General features: G+C 73.5%; 29 protein-coding genes. 16 read left to right on the forward strand and 13 right to left on the reverse strand.

The genetic code is table 11. The features are described from left to right. The first annotated feature begins 34 nt into the window (after positions 1 to 34). A complete protein-coding gene (locus ACZ4SV_RS24980) occupies positions 35 to 1309 on the forward strand; it encodes an MDR family MFS transporter (RefSeq protein ID WP_468006533.1) in 1275 nt (424 codons plus the stop codon). An 82-nt stretch (positions 1310 to 1391) separates the two neighbouring features. Further along, the gene (locus ACZ4SV_RS24985; protein ID WP_468006534.1) at positions 1392 to 1865 is read left to right on the forward strand and encodes a carboxymuconolactone decarboxylase family protein; all 474 of its coding nucleotides are present in this window, start codon (positions 1392 to 1394) and stop codon (positions 1863 to 1865) included. A gap of 13 nt (positions 1866 to 1878) precedes the next feature. Here ACZ4SV_RS24985 and ACZ4SV_RS24990 read toward each other — a convergent pair whose 3' ends face one another. Next, positions 1879 to 2304, reverse strand: a complete 426-nt coding sequence (locus ACZ4SV_RS24990; protein WP_468006536.1) for a DUF2000 family protein — start codon at positions 2302 to 2304, stop codon at positions 1879 to 1881. 49 nt (positions 2305 to 2353) lie between these two features. On the opposite strand from ACZ4SV_RS24990, the gene ACZ4SV_RS24995 reads away from it, so the two are divergent. Both ACZ4SV_RS24995 and ACZ4SV_RS25000 read left to right on the forward strand, forming a co-directional pair. Continuing rightward, positions 2354 to 3154: a helix-turn-helix transcriptional regulator gene (locus ACZ4SV_RS24995; protein ID WP_468006538.1), complete on the forward strand. Its 801-nt coding sequence runs from the start codon at positions 2354 to 2356 to the stop codon at positions 3152 to 3154. A gap of 61 nt (positions 3155 to 3215) precedes the next feature. Then, positions 3216 to 3860: a hypothetical protein gene (locus ACZ4SV_RS25000; protein WP_468006540.1), complete on the forward strand. Its 645-nt coding sequence runs from the start codon at positions 3216 to 3218 to the stop codon at positions 3858 to 3860. Positions 3861 to 3920: 60 nt separating this feature from the next. On the opposite strand, the gene ACZ4SV_RS25005 is transcribed toward ACZ4SV_RS25000, so the two are convergent. Both ACZ4SV_RS25005 and mshA read right to left on the reverse strand, forming a co-directional pair. Further along, the gene (locus ACZ4SV_RS25005; RefSeq protein WP_365877347.1) at positions 3921 to 4421 is read right to left on the reverse strand and encodes a type III secretion system chaperone family protein; all 501 of its coding nucleotides are present in this window, start codon (positions 4419 to 4421) and stop codon (positions 3921 to 3923) included. Then, positions 4414 to 5751, reverse strand: a complete 1338-nt coding sequence (gene mshA, locus ACZ4SV_RS25010; RefSeq protein WP_365877345.1) for a D-inositol-3-phosphate glycosyltransferase — start codon at positions 5749 to 5751, stop codon at positions 4414 to 4416. Before mshA ends, ACZ4SV_RS25005 begins: the two co-directional genes overlap by 8 nt. A gap of 177 nt (positions 5752 to 5928) precedes the next feature. On the opposite strand from mshA, the gene ACZ4SV_RS25015 reads away from it, so the two are divergent. The 3 genes from ACZ4SV_RS25015 (at position 5929) to ACZ4SV_RS25025 (ending at position 9584) form a co-directional block, all read left to right on the forward strand. Next, positions 5929 to 6723, forward strand: coding sequence for a class I SAM-dependent methyltransferase (locus ACZ4SV_RS25015; protein ID WP_365877343.1), 795 nt, complete (start codon positions 5929 to 5931; stop codon positions 6721 to 6723). 186 nt (positions 6724 to 6909) lie between these two features. Then, positions 6910 to 7995: a C40 family peptidase gene (locus tag ACZ4SV_RS25020; protein WP_468006543.1), complete on the forward strand. Its 1086-nt coding sequence runs from the start codon at positions 6910 to 6912 to the stop codon at positions 7993 to 7995. A gap of 290 nt (positions 7996 to 8285) precedes the next feature. Beyond that, complete coding sequence (locus ACZ4SV_RS25025; RefSeq protein ID WP_397968701.1) at positions 8286 to 9584, forward strand: PP2C family protein-serine/threonine phosphatase; 1299 nt, start codon at positions 8286 to 8288, stop codon at positions 9582 to 9584. Between the two features lie 41 nt (positions 9585 to 9625). Here the strand turns inward: ACZ4SV_RS25025 and ACZ4SV_RS25030 are convergent, their stop codons facing one another. From ACZ4SV_RS25030 to ACZ4SV_RS25040, 3 genes are all read right to left on the reverse strand, one after another. After that, positions 9626 to 9979, reverse strand: coding sequence for a DUF2516 family protein (locus ACZ4SV_RS25030; RefSeq protein WP_365877337.1), 354 nt, complete (start codon positions 9977 to 9979; stop codon positions 9626 to 9628). A gap of 102 nt (positions 9980 to 10081) precedes the next feature. Continuing rightward, positions 10082 to 10771, reverse strand: coding sequence for a hypothetical protein (locus ACZ4SV_RS25035; RefSeq protein ID WP_468006545.1), 690 nt, complete (start codon positions 10769 to 10771; stop codon positions 10082 to 10084). Between the two features lie 80 nt (positions 10772 to 10851). After that, positions 10852 to 11334, reverse strand: a complete 483-nt coding sequence (locus tag ACZ4SV_RS25040) for a helix-turn-helix domain-containing protein (RefSeq protein WP_468006547.1) — start codon at positions 11332 to 11334, stop codon at positions 10852 to 10854. A gap of 88 nt (positions 11335 to 11422) precedes the next feature. Here ACZ4SV_RS25040 and ACZ4SV_RS25045 point away from each other — a divergent pair, with 88 nt between their 5' ends. After that, positions 11423 to 12289 (forward strand): GNAT family N-acetyltransferase, encoded by an 867-nt coding sequence (locus tag ACZ4SV_RS25045; protein ID WP_468006549.1) that lies wholly within the window; start codon positions 11423 to 11425, stop codon positions 12287 to 12289. Positions 12290 to 12379: 90 nt separating this feature from the next. After that, positions 12380 to 14749, forward strand: coding sequence for an ATP-binding cassette domain-containing protein (locus ACZ4SV_RS25050; RefSeq protein ID WP_468006551.1), 2370 nt, complete (start codon positions 12380 to 12382; stop codon positions 14747 to 14749). A gap of 24 nt (positions 14750 to 14773) precedes the next feature. Here the strand turns inward: ACZ4SV_RS25050 and ACZ4SV_RS25055 are convergent, their stop codons facing one another. The 3 genes from ACZ4SV_RS25055 to ACZ4SV_RS25065 form a co-directional block, all read right to left on the reverse strand. Next, a complete protein-coding gene (locus tag ACZ4SV_RS25055) occupies positions 14774 to 16804 on the reverse strand; it encodes a HelD family protein (protein ID WP_468006553.1) in 2031 nt (676 codons plus the stop codon). Positions 16805 to 16843: 39 nt separating this feature from the next. After that, complete coding sequence (locus ACZ4SV_RS25060; protein ID WP_397968709.1) at positions 16844 to 17464, reverse strand: TetR family transcriptional regulator; 621 nt, start codon at positions 17462 to 17464, stop codon at positions 16844 to 16846. Positions 17465 to 17533: 69 nt separating this feature from the next. Further along, on the reverse strand, positions 17534 to 18136 hold the full coding sequence (locus tag ACZ4SV_RS25065) for an RsiG family protein (protein WP_365877323.1): 603 nt from the start codon (positions 18134 to 18136) through the stop codon (positions 17534 to 17536). A 160-nt stretch (positions 18137 to 18296) separates the two neighbouring features. On the opposite strand from ACZ4SV_RS25065, the gene dtd reads away from it, so the two are divergent. Beyond that, complete coding sequence (gene dtd / locus ACZ4SV_RS25070) at positions 18297 to 18722, forward strand: D-aminoacyl-tRNA deacylase (RefSeq protein ID WP_365877321.1); 426 nt, start codon at positions 18297 to 18299, stop codon at positions 18720 to 18722. 11 nt (positions 18723 to 18733) lie between these two features. On the opposite strand, the gene ygfZ is transcribed toward dtd, so the two are convergent. The 3 genes from ygfZ to ACZ4SV_RS25085 are packed head-to-tail and all read right to left on the reverse strand — an operon-like array spanning position 18734 to position 20738. After that, positions 18734 to 19699 carry a CAF17-like 4Fe-4S cluster assembly/insertion protein YgfZ gene (gene ygfZ / locus ACZ4SV_RS25075; RefSeq protein ID WP_365877319.1) on the reverse strand — a complete coding sequence of 322 codons (966 nt, stop codon included), beginning with the start codon at positions 19697 to 19699 and terminating at the stop codon, positions 18734 to 18736. A 9-nt stretch (positions 19700 to 19708) separates the two neighbouring features. Next, a complete protein-coding gene (locus ACZ4SV_RS25080; RefSeq protein ID WP_365877317.1) occupies positions 19709 to 20146 on the reverse strand; it encodes a Fur family transcriptional regulator in 438 nt (145 codons plus the stop codon). 16 nt (positions 20147 to 20162) lie between these two features. Further along, complete coding sequence (locus tag ACZ4SV_RS25085; protein WP_468006555.1) at positions 20163 to 20738, reverse strand: heme-binding beta-barrel domain-containing protein; 576 nt, start codon at positions 20736 to 20738, stop codon at positions 20163 to 20165. A 255-nt stretch (positions 20739 to 20993) separates the two neighbouring features. Here ACZ4SV_RS25085 and ACZ4SV_RS25090 point away from each other — a divergent pair, with 255 nt between their 5' ends. Next, positions 20994 to 21356 carry a DsrE family protein gene (locus ACZ4SV_RS25090; protein WP_365877313.1) on the forward strand — a complete coding sequence of 121 codons (363 nt, stop codon included), beginning with the start codon at positions 20994 to 20996 and terminating at the stop codon, positions 21354 to 21356. 6 nt (positions 21357 to 21362) lie between these two features. On the opposite strand, the gene ACZ4SV_RS25095 is transcribed toward ACZ4SV_RS25090, so the two are convergent. Beyond that, complete coding sequence (locus tag ACZ4SV_RS25095) at positions 21363 to 21626, reverse strand: DUF3099 domain-containing protein (RefSeq protein ID WP_365877311.1); 264 nt, start codon at positions 21624 to 21626, stop codon at positions 21363 to 21365. A 135-nt stretch (positions 21627 to 21761) separates the two neighbouring features. Here ACZ4SV_RS25095 and ACZ4SV_RS25100 point away from each other — a divergent pair, with 135 nt between their 5' ends. The 5 genes from ACZ4SV_RS25100 to besA all read left to right on the forward strand — a co-directional run bounded on the left by ACZ4SV_RS25100 (position 21762) and on the right by besA (position 25711). After that, a complete protein-coding gene (locus ACZ4SV_RS25100; RefSeq protein ID WP_468006557.1) occupies positions 21762 to 22499 on the forward strand; it encodes an LmeA family phospholipid-binding protein in 738 nt (245 codons plus the stop codon). Between the two features lie 206 nt (positions 22500 to 22705). Continuing rightward, positions 22706 to 22813 (forward strand): Ms5788A family Cys-rich leader peptide, encoded by a 108-nt coding sequence (locus ACZ4SV_RS25105; protein ID WP_348273507.1) that lies wholly within the window; start codon positions 22706 to 22708, stop codon positions 22811 to 22813. Between the two features lie 127 nt (positions 22814 to 22940). Next, positions 22941 to 23786, forward strand: a complete 846-nt coding sequence (locus ACZ4SV_RS25110; protein ID WP_365877307.1) for a sulfurtransferase — start codon at positions 22941 to 22943, stop codon at positions 23784 to 23786. A gap of 45 nt (positions 23787 to 23831) precedes the next feature. Further along, on the forward strand, positions 23832 to 24119 hold the full coding sequence (locus ACZ4SV_RS25115; protein WP_365873007.1) for a DUF1416 domain-containing protein: 288 nt from the start codon (positions 23832 to 23834) through the stop codon (positions 24117 to 24119). A gap of 191 nt (positions 24120 to 24310) precedes the next feature. Next, a complete protein-coding gene (gene besA / locus ACZ4SV_RS25120) occupies positions 24311 to 25711 on the forward strand; it encodes an L-propargylglycine--L-glutamate ligase BesA (protein ID WP_468006559.1) in 1401 nt (466 codons plus the stop codon). Positions 25712 to 25897 lie beyond the last annotated feature (186 nt).

Here is a 25897-nt window from a genome sequence, read left to right on the forward strand (position 1 = left end):
CGCCAGTGCCGCTTACAGACGTGGGGGATCCTCGATGTCGCCAGCCCGTGTCAGACGTGCCGTCCGGGAATCCGTCTCCGGGCTGCCCCGGGCGTTCTGGTGGCTGTGGCTCAGCACCCTGATCAACCGGCTGGGCGCCTTCGTCGCCACGTTCATGGCGCTCTATCTGACGCTGGACCGCGGCTACTCCGCCTCGTACGCCGGTCTCGTCGCCTCCCTGCACGGGCTCGGCGGGGTCGTCTCCTCGCTGGGCGGCGGGGTGATGGCCGACCGGCTCGGCAGGCGGCCCACGCTGCTCGTCGCGCAGACCGCCACCGCGGCCTCCGTGGCGCTGCTCGGCTTCGTGACGGATCCGGTCTCCATCGCCGCCGTGGCCTTCGTCGTCGGCATGGCGTCCAACGCCTCCCGGCCGGCCGTGCAGGCGATGATGGCCGACATCGTCCGCCCCGAGGACCGGGTGCGGGCCTTCTCCCTCAACTACTGGGCGATCAACCTCGGGTTCGCCGTCTCCTCCACGGCGGCCGGGTTCATCGCCGAGGTCAGCTATCGCGCCGGGTTCCTGATCGAGGCCGGGATGACCCTGGCCTGCGCGGTCGTCGTCTTCGCCCGGCTGCCCGAGTCGCGGCCCGCGCCCGCGGCCCGGCAGGAGCAGGCCCGGGTGGGTCTCGGCACGGTGCTGCGGGACGGGCGGTACATGGCCGTCGTCGGGCTGTCCTTCCTGGTCGCGCTGGTCTTCCAGCAGGGCTCGGTCGGGCTTCCGGTGGCCATGGGCCGGGCCGGGTTCTCCCCCGCCGACTACGGCCTGGCCATCGCCGTCAACGGCGTCCTGATCGTCGTCCTCCAGATCCCGGTCACCCGGCTCGTCGAGCACCGCGATCCGCGCACCCTGCTGGTCGTCTCCTCGCTGCTGGCCGGGTACGGCTTCGGACTCACCGTCTTCGCCGGGTCGGTCGGTGTCTTCATGCTGACCGTGTGCGTGTGGACGCTCGCCGAGATCGTCAACGCCCCGACCCAGACCGGTCTGGTCGTCCGTCTCTCGCCGGTCCACGGCCGGGGCCGTTACCAGGGCGTCTACACCCTCTCCTGGTCCCTCGCCGCCCTGGTCGCCCCGCTGATGTCGGGCGCGGTCATCGACCGGCTCGGCGCGGGCTGGCTGTGGGGCATGTGCGCGGCGGTGGGCACGGCGGCGGGCCTCGGTTACGGCGTCCTCATGCGCCGCCTGCCGCCGGAAGGGCCGGCCGGGATCACGGTGGAGAGGGAGACGGGGGCTGCGGCGAAGGCCGTGCAAGCCGCCGGGGCCGTCGAGTGACACGGGTCACGTCCGCCCGTGTCACGGTTCCCGGGCCCCGTCCGTCAGTGAGGTGTCAGCACTCGCACCCCAGGAGGACCCCATGGACGCCCGGCTCAACCTCTTCACCAGCCCCCTGGCCGGCAAGGTGTTCACGCACCTGACCGCGGCCGGCAAGGCCGTCGCCGGCTCCGCGCTGCCGGCCGCCACGCAGGAGCTGGTGAAGATCCGCGCCAGCCAGATCAACGGCTGCGGTTTCTGCACCGACATGCACACCAAGGACGCCACGGCGGCCGGCGAGAGCGCCACCCGGCTGCACCTGGTGGCGGCCTGGCGCGAGGCCACCGTGTTCACCGAGGCCGAGCGGGCCGCCCTGGAGCTGACGGAACAGGCCACCCGCATCGCCGACGCGGCCGGCGGCGTCAGCGACGAGGTGTGGGCGAAGGCCGCCGAGCACTACGACGAGGAGCAGCTCACCGCCCTGATCGGCCTGATCGCTGTCATCAACGCCTACAACCGCGTCAACGTGATCGTCCGGCAGCCCGCCGGCGACTACGTGCCCGGCATGTTCGGCTGAACCGGGCACGGCCTCACGGGTGCATCCGCGCGCCCTTCACCGTCTTGTCCACGGCGTTGCGCGGGCCGTACACCGCCAGTCCCACCAGGTCCAGGCCGGCCGTCGGGACGGCGCGGACCGCCGCGCGGTTGTCGCGGTCGTTGCCCGTGGCGAACAGGCCGGACGTGAACACCGCACACGGCAGGGCGCGGTCCAGCGCCCTGCCGTGGGCCGTCCTCAAGGTCTCCTCGCCGCCCTCGAAGACCAGCACCGGCTGGCGGAACATCGGCAGGTATCCCACCCCGTCCGCGTCTTCGTAGGGCTCGCCGACAAGCTCGGGCACCCGGCTGCCCAGGCCGCTGACCAGGAAGGCGGTGACGTTCAGGCACTGCCATGACTCCAGGTCCGCCCGCAGCAGTACGGCGATCTTCGTGTCGAAGCGGAGGGGTTGCGTGTTCATGGAGCGAGACTCCCCCGCGGGACGCGGCCGGGTCTTGTACGTTTTTTGCATGGCCGCCGGGCAGGACCACGTCACCGCGTGGCGTCCCGGGGTGCCGGGCGTCACCGAGGTCTTCCACGCCCGTTTCACCGAGTACGCCTATCCGATGCACGTCCACGACGCGTGGACGCTGCTGATCGTGGACGACGGGGCCGTGCGGTACGACCTGGACCGGCACGAGCACGGCACCCCGCACGACACCGTGTCGCTGCTGCCGCCGCACGTCCCGCACAACGGCTCCCCGGCCACGCCGGGCGGTTTCCGCAAGCGGGTGGTGTACCTCGACGGCAGCCGGCTCGGCCAGGAGCTGATCGGTCCGGCCGTGGACCGCCCCGATCTGCGGGACCTGGTGCTGCGGACGCGCGTCGCCCGGCTGCACTCCGCCCTCGCCCGGCCCGGTGACGAACTGGAGGCGGAGAGCAGGCTGACGCTGGTCGCCGAGCGGCTGCGCCGCCACCTGCGGCCGCGGGCCGGCGCACCGCGCCGGTTCCGGGACCCGGTACTCGCCCGGGCGCTGCGGGAGTTGCTGGACGCCCGGGTCGTCGCCGGTCTCTCGCTGGAGGAGGCCGCGCGGGTGCTGCACGCCCATCCGGCGCACCTGGTCCGGGCGTTCAGCGGTGCGTACGGCATCGCACCGCACCAGTACCTGATGTCCCGGCGGGTCGGACGGGCCCGGCGGCTGCTGCTCGACGGGGTGCCGCCGGGCGAGGTCGCGCAGGTCACCGGGTTCTACGACCAGGCCCATCTCACCCGGCACTTCCGGAAACTGGTCGGCGTCACCCCGGGCCGCTACCGCGGCGGCTCCCGCTGAACCGCGTACCGGTCCGGCGGAAGCCGCCCGTCCGCCGGTGACCGCTGGTTAACCTCCGCCCATGGACGACACACGGAGAACACCGGACCCGCAGGCTCCCCGCGATGCCTCCCGCCCCTCCCGCGCGCTGCCGTTCCGACGCCTCGGGGCTGCCGTGGCGGGCGCCGCGGCCCTGGTCGCCGTCGGCGTCGGCGTGGCGCTCGCGGCACCCTCGGACGGCGCCCCCCGCCACGAGCGCGGCGTCGCGGCCACCGTCCCGCCGGACACGGACGCCGGGGGCACGTCCGTCGGCACCACGGACGGCGGCGGCACCTCGGACGGCAGCACCACCGGCGGCACGGCGGACGACGGCGGTCTGTTCTACGGCGGCACGTCCGACGGCGGCACGTCCGACGGCGGCACGGCCGCGGGCGACACGGGCGGCGCGGACGGCGGTTCCGTCGCCGGTTCCGGCAGCAGCGGCGGCCTCACCGACGGCGGCGGCAGCGCGGGTACCGACGGCGGCACCGACCCGGACGACCCCGGGCCTTCGGCCGAGCCCACCGGGACGGCCGGCCTGGAGGAACTGAACCGGCGCATCACGGAACTGGACAAGAAGGTCGACCAGTTGCCGACCAAGAAGGAACTGGCCGATGCCCTGCGGGCGTTCGCCGACGAGCTGGATCACGGCGCCGGGACCGCAACGCCCCGTCCGGACCCGTCCTGAGGGCCGCCGGACCCGTCCCGGGTCCGGCCGTACCCGCCGCGAGTCCCCGGCGGACCCGCGTCAGTCCGCCGGGCGCTCGATCAGGTGGCGGAACGCCTCCAGGTTCCGCGTGGACTCGCCCCGGGACACCCGCCAGGCGTGCTCCTTGCGGATCGAGGAGGCGAAGCCCAGCTCCAGCAGGGTGTTGAAGGCGCCGTCCGACGCCTCCAGGACCTGGCCGAGGAGGTGGTCGACGCCGTCCGGGGTGACCGCGGCCAGCGGCAGGCGGGCGGTGACGTAGACGTCGCCGAGCCGGTCCACGGCGTAACTCACGCCGTACAGCTTGAGGTTGCGCTCCAGCAGCCAGCGGTGGACGCCCGCCTCGTTCTCGTCGGGGTGGCGGACGACGAAGGCGTTCAGCGACAGCGAGTGGCGGCCGACGAGGAAGGAGACCGTGGTGGACAGCTTGTGCGTGCCGGGGAGTCTGACGACGTAGTTCCCGGGCTCGGGACTCTCCCACTCCAGCTCCGCGTCCTTGAAGACGCTTTCCAGGACCTGTCCCGCCTTCTCGACCTCACCCATGGTGGGAGCGTACGCGACGGCGGTGGGACTGGGTCGCGGCCAGGTACACGTCGGCGGTGGCGGCGGCGGCCGTGTCCCAGCCGAAGGACTGGGCGTGCCGGGCGGCGGCCCGGCCCATGCGCGCCGGCAGGTCCGGCGCGTCGGCGAAGCGGCGCAGCACGTTCGCGTAGTCGGCCGGGTCGTGGCCCTGGACGAGGAAGCCGGTCTCGCCGTCGCGCACGGCCACCGGCAGGCCGCCGACCGAGGCCGCGAGCACGGGCGTGCCGGCCGCCTGCGCCTCGATGGCGACCAGGCCGAAGGACTCGCTGTACGACGGCATGACGAGGACGGACGCGGCCCGGAACCAGTCCGCAAGCTGCTCCTGCCCGACCGGCGGCCGGAACCGCACCACGTCCGCGATGCCCAGCCGGGCCGCCAGCTTCTGCAGGCCCTCGGGCTTGGCGAGCCCGCTGCCGCTGGGGCCGCCGACGACCGGGACGAGGAGGCGGGAGCGCAGCTCGGGGCGCCGCTCCAGCAGGACGGCGACGGCGCGCAGCAGGATGTCCGGCGCCTTCAGCGGCTGTATGCGGCCCGCGAAGAGCGGGATCAGCGCGTCCTGCGGGAGGCCGAGGCGGGCGCGGGCGGCGGCCCGGCCGTCGGCGGGGCGGAAGCGGCGCAGGTTGACGCCGGGGTGGACCACGGCGACCTTCCCGGGGTCGGCCGCGTAGTGCCGGACGAGGTCGGCGGCCTCCTCGGCGGTGTTGGCGATGAGCCGGTCGGCGGCGGCGACGATCTGGGTCTCGCCGATGACCCGGGCGGCGGGCTCGGGCGTGTCGCCCTCGGCCAGGCTGGCGTTCTTGACCTTGGCCATGGTGTGCATGGCGTGCACCAGGGGCACGCCCCAGCGCTGGGCCGCGAGCCAGCCGACGTGCCCGGAGAGCCAGTAGTGGGAGTGGACGAGGTCGTAGTGGCCGGGGCGGTGGCCGGCCCACGCCTGCATCACGCCGTGGGTGAAGGCGCAGAGCTGGGCGGGCAGCTCCTCCTTGGCCAGGCCCTCGTAGGGGCCCGCGTCGACGTGCCGGACGAGGACGCCGGGGGCCAGCTCGACGACCGGGGGCAGGCCGCCGGCCGTGGCCCGGGTGAAGATCTCGACCTCGATGTCGATCTCGGCGAGCCGCTGGGCCAGCTCCACGATGTAGACGTTCATGCCGCCCGCGTCGCCGGTGCCGGGCTGGTGGAGCGGGGAGGTGTGCACGGAGAGCATGGCGATCCGCCGGGGCCGGCGGGACAGCCTGAGCCGGGAGGCGGCCGCCGGGGAGCGTCGCCCGAGCCTGCTGACGTACTGGCTCACGTGGCGCTCCTCCTTGCCGCCGGACTGCCTGCGGAGGGTCCGCCCGCCCTCCGAAGGAGGACAACAGCGAGCGAGTGCCCGCCCATTTCCCGATCAAGCGACTTTGTCGAATCGTTACCCATTATCGGTCAACCGTTCGACACGGAGTGGCGTACGGGGCGCTTTACCCTCGTAGGCATGACAGCCCGCGCAGCGACCCGCCCCGTGGGAACGGTGACGCGCGGGACGACCAACCCGAACCGGCTGCGCCGCATGGACCGCTGGATCGCGGCCACGCACGGCGCCGCGCTGCGGCGCGCGGACGAGCCCGTCGCCGTCGACCTGGGGTACGGCGCCGCGCCCTGGACCGCCGTGGAGCTGCTGGCCCGGCTGCGCGCGGCGGCGCCCGGCACCCGCGTGGTCGGCGTCGAGATCGAGCCGGCCCGGGTCGCGGCGGCCCGGCCGTACGAGCGCGACGGCCTTATCTTCCGGCACGGCGGCTTCGAGGTGCCGGTGCCCGGGCGCCCGCTGCTGATCCGCGCGGCGAACGTGCTGCGCCAGTACGACGAGGCCGAGGTCGCCCCGGTGTGGCGGCAGCTGTGCGCGCGGCTCGCGCCGGACGGGCTGCTGGTGGAGGGCACCTGTGACGAGATCGGCCGCCGGCACGTATGGGTGGCGCTCGGCCCCGAGGGCCCCCGCACGGTCACCTTCGCCACCCGGCTGGGCTCGCTGGAGCGCCCCTCCGATCTCGCCGAGCGCCTGCCGAAGGCGCTGATCCACCGCAATGTGCCGGGCGAGCCGGTGCACGCCTTCCTCCGCGACTTCGACCGGGCCTGGGCCGCCGCCGCGCCCTACGCCTCCTACGGCGCCCGCCAGCGCTGGCTGCGCGCGGTGCGGGACCTGACGGCCGACTGGCCGGTGACGGACGGCCCGGTCCGCTGGCGGCAGGGCGAAGTGACCGTGGCCTGGACGGCGTTGGCGCCGGTGCGCTGACCGGCCGCAGCCCGGCCGGGCGCGCGGCGCGGGAACGCCGCGGGCCCGCCGCACGTCACACCGGTGGGGGGAGCGCCGTACACGGCATCCGGTCTCAGGCGGCCTCTGTCGTTTTGCGCGCGGGCGTGGCACGATCCCTCAGGCGACCGTAAGTTACTGACGGTCAATCAGTTGGGGGGAACAGGTATGGGTTCGGGCAAGCGCGGCCTGCTCACGGCCGCCCTGACCGTGGTGTGCGCGGTGACCGTCCTCGCGGCCCCGGGCACGGCGTTCGCGGCTCCCGCTCCCCCGCCCGCGCCGGAGGCGACCGCCGGGCCGGCCCGGACTCCCCTGCCGGACAAGGAACTTGAGAAGGTCCGGGCCAAGCTGGACAAGCTCTACCACGACGCGGCCGTGGCCACCGACGCCTACAACGCGGCCGAGGAGAAGGCCAAGAGGCAGTCCGCCGAGATCGCGGAGCTGACCAGGAGGATCGACCAGGGTCAGCGGCGGCTGGACCGGCTCACCGACCAGGCGGGCGCGACGGCCCGGGACCAGTACCGCACCGGCGGCCTGTCCTCCTCCGCCCAGTTCCTGCTCAGCGACGACCCGGGCCGGTTCCTGGACGGCGCCGGCCGGATGCTCCAGGGCCAGCGGGCGGCCACCGGACTGATGAGCGACATGGCCCGCACCCAGCGGGAGTTGCGGCAGTACGCCGACGACGCCGCGGCGCAGGGCAAGAAGCTGGAGAGCCAGCGCAGGGCCGAGGCCGCCGCCAAGAAGAAGATCGAGCAGCAGATCGACGCGGCCGAGAAACTCCGCTCCCGGCTGGAGAAGAAGGAGAAGGAGCGGCTGGAGCAGCTGGAGCGGGAGGCCGCGCGGAAGGCGCAGACCGCCTGGCTGGACACCGGCGTCCTCAAGGACAGCCCCGGGCAGGCCTCCACGCGCGGCGAGAAGGCCGTGCGGTTCGCCACCGCGCAGCTCGGCAAGCCGTACGTGTGGGGCGCCGAGGGCCCGGACTCCTTCGACTGCTCGGGCCTGACCTCGCAGGCCTGGGAGGCGGCCGGACACGCCGTCCCGCGCACCTCGCAGGAGCAGTGGAAGCAGCTCCGGCACGTCGACGTCGCGGACATGCGCCCCGGCGACCTCGTCGTCTACTTCGCCGACGCCAGCCATGTGGCGCTGTACATAGGCGACGGCAGGATCATCCACGCCCCGCGCCCCGGCCGCACGGTGACGGTCGCGGGCGCCGGCTCGATGCCGATCCTGGGCGTCGTACGCCCGGACGCGTGAGGTCCGGCGCGGCGCCCCGGACGGCCGGGTGTCCGGTGACGTACGTCATGTGACCCACCGCACGACCCGCCCCGGCCCCCGCCGCCCGGGGCGTGAGCTTCGTCATCCCCGCCGGGCCGGTCCGCCGCGCAACTGCGGCGCCGAACAGGGCATATGACAGCGGCGGGCGCCGGAGCGACGCGGCTCACACCATTCCACCGGGGCGGCCACAGCCGCTATGGTCACCCGTCGGTGGGTCGAGACCCCTCGACGCCGCCGTGCCCTCGGGGGGAGGGAAGGAACCCAAGACGATGCCCGTACCCGTACCGCGGCAGAGAGCGATCCCGGCCGTGGAGAGTGGTCAGGCGCAGGCCGCCCCCGCCGGCGGCCTCCTCAAGGTCGAGGCCCACCGCGACGCCGCGCCCGCGCAGGGCACCGGCGCCACTCTCACCCTGCTGCTGATCGAGGACGACCCGGCCGGCTCGCCGATCGTGCCCGATCTGCTGGACTCGGCCGGCAAGCCGATCCGCGTCCGCACCGCCCGCAACCTCACCGAGGCCGAGCGGCTGCTCACCGACGACGTCCACTGCATCCTGCTGGACCTGGCCCTGCCGGCCCCGGGCGGCGGTGACACCGGCGACGAGCTGGCCGTGCTGCGGCACGTCCTGCGGCTCGCGCCCCGGCACGCCGTACTCGCGCTGACCGCCTCCACCGACGCCGAGCGCGGCGCCGAGGCCGTGCGCGTGGGCGCGCAGGACTATCTGTTCCGGGACGAGCTGGACGGCCGGCTGCTCAGCCGCGCCATCCGCTACGCGGTGGAGCGCAAGCGCTCCGACACCGCCGAGCGGCGGCTCGCCGAGGGCAGGCTGCGCGCGCAGGAGAACCGCCGGCTGGAGCGCGGTCTGCTGCCCACGCCGCTGCTGGACGGCTCCGCGCTGCGGTTCGCCGCCCGCTACCGGCCGGGCCGCTCCCGGGCCCTGCTCGGCGGCGACTTCTACGACGCCGTCCGCACCCCGGACGGCACCGTGCACGCCATGATCGGCGACGTCTGCGGGCACGGCCCGGACGAGGCCGCGCTCGGCGTCGAGCTGCGCATCGCCTGGCGGGCGCTGACCCTGGCCGGGCTGTGCGGGGACGAGCTGCTGAACACCCTCCAGCAGGTACTGGAGCACGAGCGCGCCGACGAGGAGATCTTCGCGACGCTGTGCACGGTGGACATCGCGCCCGACGGCCGCCGGGCCGGACTGTGCCTGGCCGGCCATCCGGCCCCGCTGATCGCCCGCCCCGGCCGGCCGCCGCGGCTGCTGCCCTACGACAACAACGGGCCGGCCCTGGGCCTGCTGCCCGGCGCCCGCTGGCCCCGGACCCAGGTCGAGCTGGGCGCCGAGTGGAGCCTGATGCTCTACACCGACGGCCTGATCGAGGGCCGGATCGGTGCGGACGGGGAGCGGCTCGGACAGGACGGCATGGTGGAGATGATCAGCCGGCAGCTCGCCGAGGGGCTGCGCGGCGAGGAGCTGCTGCGGGCCGCGGTGCACGAGGTGCGCCAGCTCAACGGCGGCGAGCTGACGGACGACGTGGCCGTGGTGCTGCTGGACCGGACGGCGTAGGGCACCCGCCCGCGCCCGCGCCTTCTTCCGGGCCGTCCGCGCTAGCGGCCGCCGTTGTACGGCCCGTACGGACCGTCGCTGCTGCTGCCGCGGCGGCGGCCCCAGCCCCGGCCGCCGCCGACCTGCCGGAGCGCGGGACGCACGTCCACGAGGTAGACGATGCTGGCGACCGCGCCGGCGATCGGCAGGATGGACAGCAGCGAGAACAGATAGCTGACGACGAGCGCGATGCCGAGGATGATCAGCCAGAAGACCTTGTTCTGCTTGTCGGCCGCGCGGAAGGCGTCCTCGCGCCGGAACACGGCGTCGAACAGCCCGAACGCGGCCAGGGCCATCAGGACGATCTTCAAGATGCCCAAGAAGCCCGCGAAGCCCAACATCAGCATGCTGCCCACCGCCCGTTGATCTGCCGGTCCCTGCTACGCCGCCACCGTACCCGCACAACGGGCCGGGCACTCCGAAGGTGCCCGGCCCGCGCCCGTGCCGTCGCCCGGCGGTCAGTCGGCCGACGGAGCGGCCTTCTTCGGGGTGGTGGGCTTGCGGGCGGCCGGCGTCTTCTTCGCCGCGGGCTTGTCCGCCGCGGCGGGCTCGCCGGCCGCCGCGGGCCCGGTCGCGTCGTCCTTGACGCCGGCCGGCTCGGGCTTGACCTCGGCCGGCTCCGGCTTGGCCTCGGCCGGCGTGACCGCGACCGGCTCCGGCTTGGTCTTGGCCGGTCCGGACGCGGTGCCGGCCGGCTCGGGCTGGCCCTCGACGACGATCGCCAGCTCCTCGATCTCCTCGGCCGCCTCGCCGCGCCAGGTCTTCACGGCCTGCTCGCCGTGCTCGGCGACCTTCTCGTAGGTCTCACGGGCCTTGACGGCGTACTCGGCGGCCACGCCGACCCCGCGCAGGGCGAAGTCCTGGGCGGTCTCGCCCAGCTTCTTCACGTCCAGGGCGCCGATGAACTCGCTGACCTTGGTCTGCAGGGTCTCCTGCGCCTCCTTGGCGCGGGCGGCGGCCTTCTCCTGCACGGCCTTCGGGTCGGTGTTGCGCACGGCCTCGATGCGCGCCGGGGCCTCGGTGCGAAGCTGCTCGACCAGGGCCGGCACCTTCCTGGCCTGCTGAATCGCCAGATCGGCGGTGCCGGCGGCGAAGTAGAGCGGGGTCGGGTCGCTGAAGGTCTTGCGCAGGTCGTCGGTGATGGCCATGGTGGGGATCCTCCCGGATCGGATTCGCGTTCGGCTGGGTCTGTGGTCCGCGGCGGGCGTCCTTCAGCCCTGGTCCGGCGTTATCCGGCCGTCCGCCGTGGACCGGCATCCGTGTCACTTCCGGCGGCATCGCCTGCGCCGGCCCCGCGGCCCCCGGTCCCCTCGGCCGTGGCGTCCGCCCCGTCCTCCCCGCCCGCGGCGGGCTCGCCGGTCCCGAATCCGTTCTCCTTGCGGAAGGATTCGTAGATCTGGAGCAGCACCTGCTTCTGCCGCTCGCTGAGCGAGGGATCGGCGAGGATGACGGCACGCGTGCCGACCTCGTCCCGGCCCCGCTCGGCGTCGAGGATGCCCGCGCGGACGTACAGCGTCTCGGCGGAGATGCGCAGCGCCTTGGCGACCTGCTGGAGCACCTCCGCGCTGGGCTTGCGCAGCCCGCGCTCGATCTGGCTCAGGTACGGGTTCGACACCCCGGCGGCGTCGGCGAGCTGCCGCAACGACAGCTGCGCGGTGCGCCGCTGCTCGCGCAGGTACTCACCGAGATTGCCGACGTTCAGCGATGCCATGACTCCACCTTGCTCCCGATCGCTAACAATTGCAAGCACCTGCTTGCAAGAGTGTGTCATGGCGTGGTGCGGGGGGCAGTCATGGGGCATGCGCCCGGACGACTGGCACCTCACCGACGACGTCGACGCCTTCCTCGCGCGCGCCGGGGACTTCCTGCGCTCGCGGCCCGGACGGCACGTCATGACGCTGACCTGGGCCGCGCGGCTGCGGGCCCGCGGGGCGGGGGCGTTCGGCACCGGGACGCCCGTCTTCGGCGTGCTGGAGTACGGCGGTGAGGTCCGCGCCGCCTTCCACCGCCTCCCGCCCCGCGCCCTGGTCCCCACCCCGCTCACGCCCGGACAGGCCGACGCCCTGGCCGCGCGCCTGGCCGCCCTCGGACACCGTCTGCCGTCCGTCAGCGCGGACCATGCCACGGCCACCGCCTTCGCGGAGGCCTGGCGGCGGCGGACCGGGGCGACGCCGATGATCCGCGGCACGCGGCTGTGTCTGTACCGCCTCGGCACGCTCACCCCGCCGGACCCGCCGCCGGCGGGCCGGAGCCGGGTCCTGGGCGAGCGGGACCTGGCGGAGACCATGCGCTGGTGCGGCGAGTTCGCCGCGGCCGTCGGGGAGGCCGTCCGCATCGACGCCCGCTCCTGGTCCGGCACCCGCTTCGCCGACAAGCGCTACACGCTCTGGGAGACCCCGGACGGCACGCCCGTCTCCGTGGCGGGCATGAACCCGTTGACCGGCGGCCAGATCCAGGTGGACGTCGTCTACACCCCGGCCCCGCTGCGCGGCCGGGGTTACGCGGCCGCCGTGACCGCGGAGGTGAGCCGGGCCGCGCTGGCCGCGGGCGCGCGGGACGTCGTGCTGTTCGCGGACCGGTCCAACCCCACCAGCAACGCCCTCTACCAACGCCTCGGCTACCGCCCGCTCACGGACTGGTCGGCCTACGACTTCACCGCCGGGTAGCCCGGGTCCGCACGCCGGCTGAGCGGCCCGGTTCCGGACGGTCAGGATTGGAGAAGCGGCCGGGGCGCGGGCGCCGTTACGGTGGCGCGCATGGACGACGCCAGCGCACAGCACGCCGCCGACCGGCACGACGTGATCCGGGTGTACGGGGCCCGCGAGAACAACCTGAAGGACGTCAGCATCGAGATACCCAAGCGCCGGCTGACGGTGTTCACCGGGGTCTCCGGCTCCGGCAAGAGCTCCCTGGTCTTCGACACCATCGCCGCGGAGTCGCAGCGGCTGATCAACGAGACGTACAGCGCGTTCGTCCAGGGCTTCATGCCCACGCTGGCGCGGCCCGACGTCGACGTGCTGGACGGGCTGACCACCGCGATCATCGTCGACCAGCAGCGGATGGGCGCCGACCCGCGGTCCACGGTCGGCACCGTCACCGACGCCCACGCGATGCTCCGCATCCTCTTCAGCCGGCTCGGCACCCCGCACATCGGCTCGCCCAAGGCGTTCTCCTTCAACGTGGCCTCGATCAGCGGAGCCGGCGCCGTCACCGTGGAGCGCGGCGGGAAGACGGTGAAGGAGCGCCGTGAGTTCAGCGTCACCGGCGGCATGTGCCCGCGCTGCGAGGGCCGCGGCACGGTCACCGACATCGACCTGGCCCAGCTCTACGACGCGGACCGGTCGCTCGGCGAGGGCGCGCTGACCATCCCCGGCTACAAGCCGGGCGGCTGGAACCACCGCCTGTACGCCGAGTCGGGCCTGTACCCCGCGGACCAGCCGATCCGCACCTTCACGAAGCGGCAGCGGGACGACTTCCTGTACCGCGAGCCGACCCGGATGAAGATCGCGGGCATCAACATGACGTACGAGGGTCTGGTGCCGCGCATCCGGAAGTCGATGCTCGCCAAGGACCGGGAGGCGATGCAGCCGCACATCCGGGAGTTCGTGGACCGGGCGGTCACCTTCACCACCTGCCCGGACTGCGACGGCACCCGGCTCGGCGCGGCGGCCCGCTCCTCGAAGATCAAGGGGCTGAGCATCGCCGACGCCTGCGCGCTGCAGATCAGCGACCTGGCCGCCTGGGTCCGCGAGCTGGACGAGCCGTCCGTGGCGCCGCTGCTCGCCTCGCTGCGCGGCACCCTGGACTCCTTCGTGGAGATCGGCCTCGGCTACCTCTCGCTGGACCGGCCCTCGGGCACCCTCTCGGGCGGCGAGGCGCAGCGCACGAAGATGATCCGCCACCTCGGCTCCTCGCTGACCGATGTGACGTACGTGTTCGACGAGCCGACCGCCGGTCTGCACCCGCACGACATCCGCCGCATGAACGACCTGCTGCTGCGGCTGCGCGACAAGGGCAACACGGTGCTCGTCGTGGAGCACAAGCCGGAGGTCGTCGCGATCGCCGACCACGTGGTGGACCTCGGTCCGGGCGCCGGCACGGCGGGCGGCACGGTCTGCTTCGAGGGAACCGTCGCCGGGCTGCGCGCCGCCGGCACGCCGACCGGCCGCCATCTGGACGACCGGGCCGCCCTGAAGGAGACGGTGCGCAAGCCGGCCGGCGCCCTGGAGATCCGCGGCGCCACCACCCACAACCTCCGGGGCGTGGACGTGGACATCCCGCTCGGGGTGCTGGTCGTCGTCACCGGGGTGGCCGGGTCCGGCAAGAGTTCGCTGGTGCACGGGTCGGTCCCGGCCGGCGAGGGCGTGGTCTCGGTCGACCAGACGCCGATCCGCGGTTCGCGGCGCAGCAACCCGGCGACGTACACCGGGCTGCTGGAGCCGGTCCGCAAGGCGTTCGCCAAGGCCAACGGCGTGAAGCCGGCACTGTTCAGCGCGAACTCCGAGGGCGCCTGCCCGGCCTGCAACGGCGCCGGTGTCGTCTACACCGACCTGGCGATGATGGCCGGGGTCGCCACCACCTGCGAGGAGTGCGAGGGCCGGCGGTTCGACGCCTCGGTGCTGGAGTACCGGCTCGGCGGCCGGGACATCAGCGAGGTGCTGGCGATGCCGGTGTCGCAGGCCGAGGAGTTCTTCGGCGACGGCCCGGCCCGCACCCCGGCCGCCCACCGTATCCTGCGGAACCTGGCCGACGTCGGGCTCGGCTACCTCACGCTCGGCCAGCCGCTCACCACGCTGTCCGGCGGCGAGCGGCAGCGGCTGAAGCTGGCCACGCACATGGCCGGCCAGGGCGGGATCTACGTCCTGGACGAGCCGACCACCGGTCTGCACCCGGCCGATGTGGAGCAACTGCTGGGCCTGCTGGACCGGTTGGTGGACGCGGGCAAGTCGGTGATCGTCATCGAGCACCACCAGGCGGTCATGGCGCACGCGGACTGGATCGTCGACCTCGGCCCCGGCGCCGGGCACGACGGCGGCCGGATCGTCTTCGAGGGCACCCCGGCGGATCTGGTCGCGGCCCGCTCGACCGTCACCGGCGAGCACCTGGCGGAGTACGTCGGCGGCTGACCGCCCGGCCCCGGCGGGCGCGGGTCAGAACGGCAGCGGGCGGGCGTGCACCACGTCCAGCCGGGACACCGCCCGGGTCAGCACCACGTACAGCCGGTGGGCGCCGCGTTCCTCCGCCCCTACGACCGCGGCCGGTTCGACGGCGACGACATGGTCGTACTCCAGCCCCTTGACCATGCTCGCGGGCACGACGGCGAGCCGGGCGCCGGGCACGTCGGGGCCGGCCGGGCCGAGGCCCGCGCCGGTGAGCGCCGCCCGCACCCGGTCCGCGTCCGCGTCGGCCGTGATCACGCCGACCGAGCCCTCCCGGGCGAGGGCCCCGCGCACGGCGGTCACGGTGGCGGCGAGCACGTCCCGGGCCGGCCGCAGGGTCAGCTCCCCGTCCGTGCGCAGCGAGGTGGCGGCGGGCACGGCCACACCGAGCCGGGCGAGCAGCCGGTTGGCCAGTTCCACGACGGCGGCCGGCACCCGGTACCCGGTGGTCAGCGCCACCACGGCGGCGTCCGGCCGGCCGAGGTGGCGCAGTTGGACGGACCAGTCCCGGGCGGCCCACGGGGTGGTGCCCTGGGCGAGGTCGCCGAGGACGGTCAGCGAGCCGAAGGCGGCCCGGCGGGCGATGGCCCGGCACTCCATCGGTGACAGGTCCTGCGCCTCGTCGACGACGATGTGGCCGTAGCTCCCGGGGTGTTCGATCAGTCCGGCGAGTTCGTCCAGCAGCACGAGGTCGGCCGGCGACCAGCGGGCGGACCGGGGGGAACGGGGCGGGCGGGGCCACAGCAGCGCCGTCCGCTCCCCGGGGTCCAGCAGGCCGTCCGCGGCCCGTGCCAGCGCCCCGGCGTCGCCGAGGAGCCCGGCGAGGACCTCCTCGGGCCGGACCTTCGGCCACACCGCGTCGAGCCGCTCGGTCAGCGGCCGGCAGCGCTCGATCCGGCGCGTCCAGGAGGCGGGCAGCACCCCGGAGCGCCGTTCGGCCCGCTCGCGCAGCCGGCGCACCAGCCGGGTGCGCACCCGCTCCCGGCCCACCGCGTACGGCGGTTCCTCGGCGCGGACCTCCTCGACCACGGCCGCGAGTTCGCCGGCGGACACCCGCCACCGGTAGGAGCCGTCCGGTACGGCGAGGTCGGTCACGCCCTCGGTGCGCACGCGGGCGTACAGCGCCCGGCGCAGCACCTCGGCCATGCGCGGGTCGTGCTTGACGGCGGCCGTGGGCGCGGGGTCGGTGCCGGTGGCCGGGTGGCGGGCGATCTCCTCCAGCAGGGTGGACTGGCGTACGCCGGCCTCGCCGAGGGAGGGCAGCACCTCGGCGATGTAGCGCAGGAAGGTGCGGTTGGGGCCGAGGATGAGCAGGCCGGAGCGCTGGAGCCGCCTGGGGTGGGTGTAGAGCAGATAGGCGGCGCGGTGCAGGCCGACGGCGGTCTTGCCGGTGCCGGGCGCGCCCTGGACGCACACCGAGTCGGTGAGGGCGGCGCGGACGAGGTCGTCCTGTTCGGGCTGGATGGTGGCGACGATGTCCCGCATGGGTCCGACGCGGGGCCGCTCGATCTCGCGGGCCACGAGGGCGCTGCCGGGCGACTCGCCCCGGCCCAGGTGCTCGTCCTCCAGCCCGGTGAGGCCGGCGGAGTCGCCCCGGCCGCCCGGCGCCCAGCCGAACCGGCGCCGTACCGCGACGCCGCGCGGGTCGGCGGCGCTCGCCTGGTAGAAGGCGCGGGAGACGGGGGCCCGCCAGTCGACGACCAGCGGCGGGGCGGCCGGGTCCTCGGTGATCCGCAGCCGGCCCAGGTGGTAGCTCTGCCCGCCGTGCGCCGGGTCGCCGTCGGCGAAGTCCAGCCGGCCGAAGAACAGCGGACCGGGCGGCAGTTCGCGCAGCGCCTTGGCCTGGCTGCGCAGGCGGCGGCCGAGCACCTCGGCGTCGGCCCCGGAGGCGGAGACGTCCTCGCCGACGACCACCTGTTCGGCGGCGCCGTCGGCCATCGCGGCGAGGGCCGCGCGGCAGGTGTCGTGGTAGGCGCGCTCGGCGTGCAGGGATTCCGTGAGGGCGGGGTCGGATGACGTCATGGCGTCAGCGTACCGCCATAACGTTACCGAGTTACATTTTTAACCTTGTCTCACAATAGGCAGTTCCGGCAGCCCCGCCGCCAGCCGCCCGAACGCCCGCTCGGCCGCGCGCACCGCGTCCGGCGCCACCCGCTCCAGCGGCTCGCCCGCCGCGATCCGCCGCCAGTTCTCCACCGCCAGCACCCGCTGCACCGCGGTGATCTGACCGGCCGCCAGCCGCGCGTCCAGCCCGCCGCCCAGCGCCTCGGCGAGCGCCGCCTCCGACCGCTCCTGGTGGGCGTAGGCCCGCGCCACCAGCGACGGGGTGCCGTAGAGCAGGCGGTGGAAGGCCAGCACGTCGGGATGGTCGTTCAGCCCGGTCACCGGGTCGCGCCGGTCCAGCCCGGCGAGGAAGTGCCGGCGCAGCGCGTCCACCGGGTCGGCCGCCCCCGCGGCCACCCGCGCGGCCTCCGACTCGTGGTCCGCGATCCGGTGCAGGACCAGGTCCTCCTTGGCCGGGAAGTACCGGAAGAGGGTCGGCTTGGAGATCCCGGCCGCGGCGGCCACCTCCGCCACGGACACCGCGTCGAAGCCGCGCTCCAGGAACAGCCGCACGGCGATGTCGGACACGTCCTGGTACATCCGCTGCTTCTTGCGCTCGCGCAGACCCATCTCACCCATGGGGGGAGCCTACGCAGCCGGCCGGAGAGAGCGGCCCGCCGGACCGGGGGGCCGCGCGTCCTGCGCCGCTCACAGCAGCAGGTCGTCCACCTGGGCCTCGCCGTCCCGGTAGCGGCGCGCGATCTCGCCGCTGCAGTCGTCGGCCGTGTGCTGGAGGCGCTGGCGGCAGCGCGAGACCTCCTGCTCGTAGCGGACCAGCCGGCCCATGGCGGTGGTCAGCTCCAGGTCGGTGCGGGCCGTCAGGTCGGACAGCTCCACCTCGGCGAGCATGTCGGCGGCCAGCCGCCGGTACTTCTCGTTGTGCGGGGTGCCGAGCGTGACGTGGCGGGCCGAGGAGCGCTGCGGGGCCGGGGCGTCCTTCAGGATCTCCGCGAGCCGGTCGAGGACGGAACCGTCCGCCGGCGCCGGCACGGACGCCCGGCCGCGCCGGCCCAGCTCCGCCCGCAGGATGTCGATGCGGCCCTGGAGCAGCCGCCGTACATAGCTGAGGTCCGCCTCGTCGCGCTGGGCGTCGCGGCGCAGGACGCGCAGCTCGGGCAGGCTCAGCCGGGTCAGGCCGGGCGGGGGCGGCTCCACGGGCCGGGCCGGGACCGCCACCTCGTCGGCGCGCTGCACGGGCGGCCGGTACGACCCCTGGGTGCCCAGGCGCCCGCTGGTACTCGGTGTGCTCATCTGCGTGTGACCGTCCCCTCGACCGGCGTGTGGGAAGCATCGTGCCACCCCAACCGGCCGCTATGTGACCGAGTGCCCCCGAACGGCCCCAGATGGGGGGTAACGGAGCCATACGGGGTCCGCCGCGGACCGGCGCCGGGCAGCGGGCATGATGGTCGGCATGCGTGCGGTGGTGCAGAGGGTGGACGGCGCGAGCGTCGTCGTGGACGGCGAGACGGTGGGCGCGATCGAGGGCGAGGGCCTGTGCGTCCTGGTCGGCGTGACGCATGAGGACACCAAGGAGACGGCGGCCCGGCTGGCGCGCAAACTGTGGACGCTGCGGATGCTCCAGGACGAGCGGTCGTGCAGCGACACGGCCGCTCCGCTGCTGGTGATCAGCCAGTTCACGCTCTACGGCGACGCGCGCAAGGGCCGCCGCCCCACCTGGAACGCGGCGGCCCCCGGCGAGATCGCCGAACCGCTGGTCGACGAGGTCGTGGCCCGGCTGCGGGAGCTCGGCGCGACCGTGGCGACGGGCCGGTTCGGCGCGCGGATGCGGGTGTCCCTCACCAACGACGGCCCGTTCACGGTCCTGCTGGAGCTCTGACCCGGCCGGCCCTACGGCTCGACCACGACCTCCTGGGCCGCGGCCGTCTGCCCGGCCAGGAGCCGCGCGTCGACCGGCACGGTGCGCTTGACCAGGGCCAGGGCCACCGGGCCCAGCTCGTGATGGCGTACGGACGTGGTCACGAAGCCGACCTTGCGGCCGTCCGGGCCCTCGTCCGCGAGGCGCAGCTCCGTGCCCGGCACCGGCAGGTGCACCTCGCTGCCGTCCAGGTGCAGGAAGACCAGGCGGCGCGGCGGCTTGCCCAGGTTCTGCACGCGGGCGACCGTCTCCTGGCCGCGGTAGCAGCCCTTCTGCAAGTGCACGGCCGTACCGATCCAGCCCAGCTCGTGCGGGATGGTCCGGTGGTCGGTCTCGAAGCCGAGCCGGGGCCGGTGCTGCTCCACGCGCAGCGCCTCGTGGGCGAGCAGCCCGGCGGCCGGGCCGTGCGCGGCCGCGAAGGACTCCAGGTCCGCGCGCGGCAGGAACAGGTCGCGGCCGTACGCCGTCTCGCGGACGACGACGCCGTCCGGCACCTCGGCGATGGACCCGGCGGGCAGCTCGACCACCGCGAAGTCGCCGGTGCGGTCGGCGACCTCCACCCGGTAGAAGAACTTCATCGACTCCAGGTACGCGATCAGCGCGTCCTGGGTGCCGGGCTCCACATGGGCCCAGACGGTCGTGCCGTCGTCCACCAGGTACAGCGCGTGCTCGATGTGCCCGTGCGCGGAGAGGATCAGGGCCTCGGTGGCCTCGCCCGCCGGCAGCTCGCTGACGTGCTGGCTGAGCAGCAGATGCAGCCAGCTCAGCCGGTCCTCACCGCTGACGGTGACGACACCGCGATGGGACAGGTCGACGAAACCGGCACCGTCGGCGAGGGCGCGCTGCTCACGGAACAGGTCGCCGTAGTGGGCCGCGACACCTTCGTCCACGCCCTCGGCGGGGACGGCGCCGGGCAGGGACAGCAGGGGGCTCTTCATACCGCAAGCCTACGACGTGGTACTTGAACTCTTCAGCGAACAGTCCGCGCACCGGCCGAAGAGGGCGAAGTGCTTCATGTCGGTGTCGAACCCGAACTGCCGGCGCAGCTTCGCCGTGAACTCCGCGGCCACCTCCACGTCCGCCTCGATCACGTCCTCGCAGTCCCGGCACACCAGGTGCAGATGGTGGTGCCGGTCGGCGAGGTGGTACGTGGGCGCGCCGTGCCCGAGGTGGGCGTGGCTGACCAGGCCCAGCTCCTCCAGCAGCTCCAGCGTCCGGTAGACGGTGGAAATGTTGACCCCCGACGCCGTCTTCCTCACTTCCACGAGGATGTCGTCGGGGGTCGCGTGCTCCAGGGTGTCGACGGCTTCGAGGACAAGCTGCCGCTGCGGCGTCAGCCGGTAGCCGCGCTGCCTGAGGTCGCTCTTCCAGTCGGTGCTCACCACACCGACGAGTCTAGGACTACTTGAAGAAGGCGATGCCGTCGTCGGGCATGTCGTCGGGCAGGGCCTTGGCCCAGCGCTCCACGTCCTCGGGCGTGACGACCTTCTTGAGCTGGGCCGACATGTACGGGCGCAGCGCCACGTCCGGGGTCTGCTTCTCGCCCACCCACATCAGGTCGCTCTTGACGTAGCCGTAGAGCCGCTTGCCGCCGCTGTAGGGACGGGCGCCCGGGATGCGGGCGACGGCGTCCGTCACCAGGTCGATCTGCGGCTTCTTGTCGGCCATCTCGCCGTACCAGATCTCGATGACACCGTCGTCGCGGGTCAGCGTGACCTCGACCTTGCGGTCGGCGTCGATCCGCCAGAAGCCGGACTCGGTCTCCAGCGGGCGGACCTTGTTGCCGTCCTTGTCCAGCACCCAGGTGCGGGAGTGGTACTCCAGGAAGTCCCGGCCGTCGTGGGTGAAGCTGACCTCCTGGCCGAAGTTGCACTTCTGCGAGCCGGGGAAGTCGTGCACGCCCGCGCCGGCCCAGTTGCCGAGCAGGAAGGCGAGCGGGACGAGGTCCTTGTGCAGGTCGGACGGGATCTCGATCATGAGCGGAGGCTTCCTAGAGGTGGGTCAGCGCTGGCCCTGGTACAGCTTCTTCACGGTCAGACCGGCGAAGGCGAGCACGCCGACGCAGACCAGGACCAGCAGGGTTTCGAAGAAGATCTCCACGGGTGCTCCTTGAGCGGGGGTGGGCATACGACAGAGCCGCAGCCCAGCTTACGCGGCCCGCCGCCGGCCCTCCCGGCGAGGTGGGCCCCGGCGGGCCGGGCCCTCCGGGGCGCGCGCGGCTACCCTTCCCGCATGACCAAGAAGCTGGTGATCAAGGTGACGGCCGGGGCGGACGCCCCGGAGCGGTGCTCGCAGGCGTTCACGGTCGCCGCGGTGGCCGTGGCCAGCGGGGTCGAGGTCTCGCTGTGGCTGACCGGGGAGTCGTCGTGGTTCGCGCTGCCGGGCCGGGCCGCCGAGTTCGAGCTGCCGCACGCCGCGCCGCTGCCCGATCTGATCGAGTCGGTCCTCGCCGCCGGGCGGATCACGCTGTGCACGCAGTGCGCCGCCCGCCGGGAGATCACGGAGCGGGACGTCCTGGAGGGCGTGCGGATCGCCGGCGCGCAGGTCTTCGTGCAGGAGGCGCTGGCCGACGGCGCCCAGGCGCTCGTGTACTGAGCGCGGTCAGGGGCGCGGGCGCTTCTTGCCGTCCAGCTCGTCCCACCACTCGTCCGACTGCGGATCGCCGGAGGGCTCGTCCCACCAGCGGTCCTGCGGGCCCCGCCGGTTGGCGACCACCGCGGCGACCGGCGGGATGACCATAGCCACGACGCACAGGCCCACGGCCGCGGGCACGGACCAAATGCGGACGAGCCCCCAGGCCAGGACGAAGAGACCCACGCAGGTCCCCATCATGGCGAAGTAGACGTGCCGACGCCGGGCGTACATAGCTCCAGGGTAGGCCGGGCGGGCCCTGTCACAACTGATTCACAATCCCGGTGCGCGGGCGCCCGGCGGGGTTACGGTGGCCTGATCCGTGGCGGGACCTCCGCCACCGTCACCGACCCCCGGGGGAAACCACCCATGCGAGCCCTGCGCGTACTGCTGATCGTCGTCGTGATCCTGGGCGCGTTGTTCGTGGTCGCGGACCGGGTCGCGGTGCACTTCGCGGAGGGCGAGGCAGCGGACCGGCTGAAGGCGTCCGAGAACCTGGCCTCGACCCCGGACGTGGACATCAAGGGCTTCCCGTTCCTCACCCAGGTCGCGGGCGGCTCCCTGGACGACGTCGAGGTGGGCATCGCGTCCTACCAGGCGGACACCGGCAAGCCCGGCCGGACGATCCGGATCGACGACCTGAAGGCCGACATGAAGGGCGTGGAGTTCTCCGGCGACTACAGCTCCGCCACCGCGGCCACCGCGACCGGCACCGCGACGATCGCCTACGACGAACTGCTGAAGACCGCCGAGTCCGAGCCGACCGAGGTGGCCCCCGGCGTCACCGCCCGGATCACCGGCCTCTCCGACGGCGGCAACGGGAAGATCAAGGTGGCGGTCCAGGGTGCGGTGTCGTCCCTCGGGATCAAGCAGACGGTGTCCGTGCTCAGTTCGGTGCGCGTGGTCGACAACAAGGTCGAGGTGCACGCCGACTCGCTGCCCAGCCTGGCCGGCGCCGCGATCGCCGAGGACCGCATCCGCACCATCACCGACTTCCAGCAGGCCGTCGACCGGCTGCCCGGCGGCATCGTGCTGGACAAGGTGGAGGCCGCGCAGAACGGCGTCCGGATCACCGTGAAGGGTTCGCACGTCAAGCTGGCGGGGTAGGGGCGGGGTGAACGCCGGGACCGGACACGGCTGTCCGAGGAGCGAGACGGTCCCGTCCACACGGCAGATCCGATGGCACGCGGAAGCGTCCGGAGGCCCGGCGGCGGGCGTCCGGGCGCTTCTTTCGTACCGCCATTCGGACGATCGCGTCTCGCCATGTGACACAGCGGTGACACGTCCGCCTGTCCGTCCCTACGATCGGGCCCATGCGGTATTCGACGAGCGTCCTCCAGCCGCGGGGACAGGCGGATCTCACCAAGCGGCGGGCAGTGGACCTGTGCCGCGTTGCCGCCATGCTCTGTCGCCCCTTCTGAGCGGAAGCCCGGCTTCCGCGTCCCTCGCGCCCTGCCGCAAGGCACGGGCATCCGCGCGCCGCTCGGGCACCCGAGCGCGCCTCTCGCCCTACGCACGCACCGCCGCGACTGCCCCGGAGGAGAAAGAATGAGCCGCAGCGACGTCCTGGTCGACGCCGACTGGCTCCAGGAGCACCTGGACGACCCGACCATCGCCATCGTCGAGGTGGACGAGGACACGTCCGCCTACGAGAAGAACCACATCAAGAACGCGATCCGCATCGACTGGACCAAGGACCTCCAGGACCCGGTACGCCGTGACTTCGTCGACCAGGAGGGCTTCGAGAAGCTCCTGTCGGAGAAGGGCATCGCGAACGACCACACGGTGATCCTCTACGGCGGCAACAACAACTGGTTCGCGTCGTACGCCTACTGGTACTTCAAGCTCTACGGCCACGAGAACGTCAAGCTCCTCGACGGCGGCCGCAAGAAGTGGGAGCTGGACGCCCGCGAGCTGGTCGCCGGCGACGAGGTCCCGCAGCGCCCCCGGACCTCGTACACGGCCAAGCCGCAGGACACCTCCATCCGCGCCTTCCGCGACGACGTCGTGGCCGCCATCGGCGCGCAGAACCTGGTCGACGTCCGTTCGCCCGACGAGTTCTCCGGCAAGCTGCTCGCCCCGGCCCACCTGCCGCAGGAGCAGTCGCAGCGGCCCGGCCACGTGCCGAGCGCGAAGAACATCCCGTGGTCGAAGAACGCCAACGACGACGGCACCTTCAAGTCGGACGAGGAGCTGAAGACCCTCTACACCGACGAGAGCGTCGACCTCGCCAAGGACACGATCGCCTACTGCCGCATCGGTGAGCGCTCGGCCCTGACCTGGTTCGTCCTGCACGAGCTGCTCGGCGTGGAGAACGTCAAGAACTACGACGGCTCCTGGACCGAGTACGGCTCCCTCGTCGGCGTGCCGATCGAGCTCGGCGCCGGCAAGTAACCCATCCCGACCGACCTCCTGGTCAGACCCTTCTGGAGAAACAGCATGTGCGGAGCGAAGGCCGGCGGCCCGGACGCCTCGGCGATCAAGCCCGGTGAGACCACGATCCAGGGCCAGGTGACCCGCGACGGCGAGCCGGTGACCGGGTACGTCCGGCTGCTCGACGCGACCGGCGAGTTCACCGCGGAGGTGCCCACCTCCGCGACCGGGCAGTTCCGCTTCTACGCGGCCGAGGGCACGTGGACCGTGCGCGCCCTGGTGCCGGGCGCGACCGCGGACCGTACGGTCGTCGCCCAGCAGGGCGGGCTCGCGGAGGTCGCCATCGCGGTCTGAGAGACCGTACGGGCTCACTGTGACGGCGGAGGGCCGCATCCCCTGGGTTGGACACCGGCGGGGATGCGGCCCTCCGGCTTGTTTCCGGAAATAGCGAAACGGCTGAATACGAGCTGACAGGTGAATTCCGGCCACCACCGGAACGGCCTATGCCACTACCGTTTCCGGAACACCACCCCTAATCTCCCCTCATGGCAGATTCCGGTTACACACAGATCCTCATCTACGCGCTCAACTATGCCGATCGCATGCTGGAAGAGGTGCCGTATCTGCGTTACTCCACCGAGCGGAGCCTGGGTTATCTGTGGCGCCTTCGGAACCCGGCGGAGAAAGCCGTCGTCGTGACCTCGGAACCCGTCGACCCGTACACCCTGGAATATCATTTCCGGGATGTTTTCGGTTTCGACGACCGGACGGCCGAGAGCGCCCGTGACCGGCTGACCCTGCTCACGCCCGCCTCGCACCGGGTACGCCCGCTGGACGACCTGGTCCTCGCCGACGACGGCCTGGTCCGCGCCCTGCGGGACGCCGCCGGCACGACCGCGCGGGCCGAGATCGTGCACTTCATGGCGTCCGACTCGCTGGACGAACTGGCCCGCAGGACCGGCGCGGAGCTGGACGAGGGCCCCGTCCGCCTGGCCGCCCGCTGGGGCAGCAAGGCCGGGAGCAAGGAGATCCTGCTGCGCGCCGGCGTCCCCGTGCCCCGCGGCGGGGCCGGGCTGCTGCGCGGCGAACAGGAGGTGGCCGCCGCCGTCGCGGACCTCACGGCCGCCCTGGACCGGCCGCGGCACGTGCTGGTGAAGCTCAGCGCCAGCACCTGGGCGGCCTCGGTCGGCAATGTGCTGGTCGACTGCGAGAAGTACGCCGCCACCGGCGACCTGCTGGGCTCCGCCGAGGTCGTCCGGATGCCCGCCCGGGAGTTCCGCCGGGAGCTGGCCCGCGGGGGCGCGATCGTCGAGGAGTTCCTGGAGGACGTCACCTCCTCGCCCAGCGGCCAGGGGCACATCGCCGCGGACGGCACGGTCCGGGTGGTCTCCAGCCACGACCAGGTGCTCTCCGGCGGCCAGTACTGGGGCTGCCGGTACCCGGCCGGGGAGCGGTGGCGCCCGGCCCTCACGGACGCGGTGGCCCGTACCGGCGCGGTGCTCGCCGAGGTCGGCCACCGGGGCAGCTTCGGCGTGGACTTCGTGATCGCCGGGGAGCGCGGCCCGCTCGCCGTGGAGATCAACCTGCGCAAGGTCGGCCCCAGCCATGTGCTGCGGTACGCCGAGGCCCTGGTCGGCCGGGAGGCGGACGCGGACGGGACGCTGCGCCGGCCGGACGGACAGCCCGTGGCGTACGTGCACGGCCGGATCCTCGACCCCGAGGCGCTCGGCCGCCTCGATCCCGAGACCGCCGTCGAGCGGCTGCGCGCCCTGGACCTGCTCTACCGCCGCGACCGGGGCGAGGGCGTCGCGCTCCATGTGCTGGGTGCACTCAAGACCTGCGGGTTCGTGGAAATCACCGCGCTGGCCGCGACGCCCGAGGCGGCGGAACGCTACAGCGAGGCCGCCCGGACGGCCCTGCTGCGGCCCGCCTGGCCGGACCGGTGAAGACGCGCCGGAAAGGCCGGATACGGACCTGACCGGCTCGGCGGGGCGCTTTCCGGAAAGCGCGGTTTATGGCCGACAACGGGTAGGCGCGCCGGCCGGAACGGGGAAAACCCACTCCGCCGGCCCGCCGCGGCGCCACGGACCATCCGGGAATTCCCCGGACCGGTCCGGCTTGTTCTCTTCTGG

It is taken from the genome of Streptomyces sp. NPDC027672 (assembly GCF_055566335.1).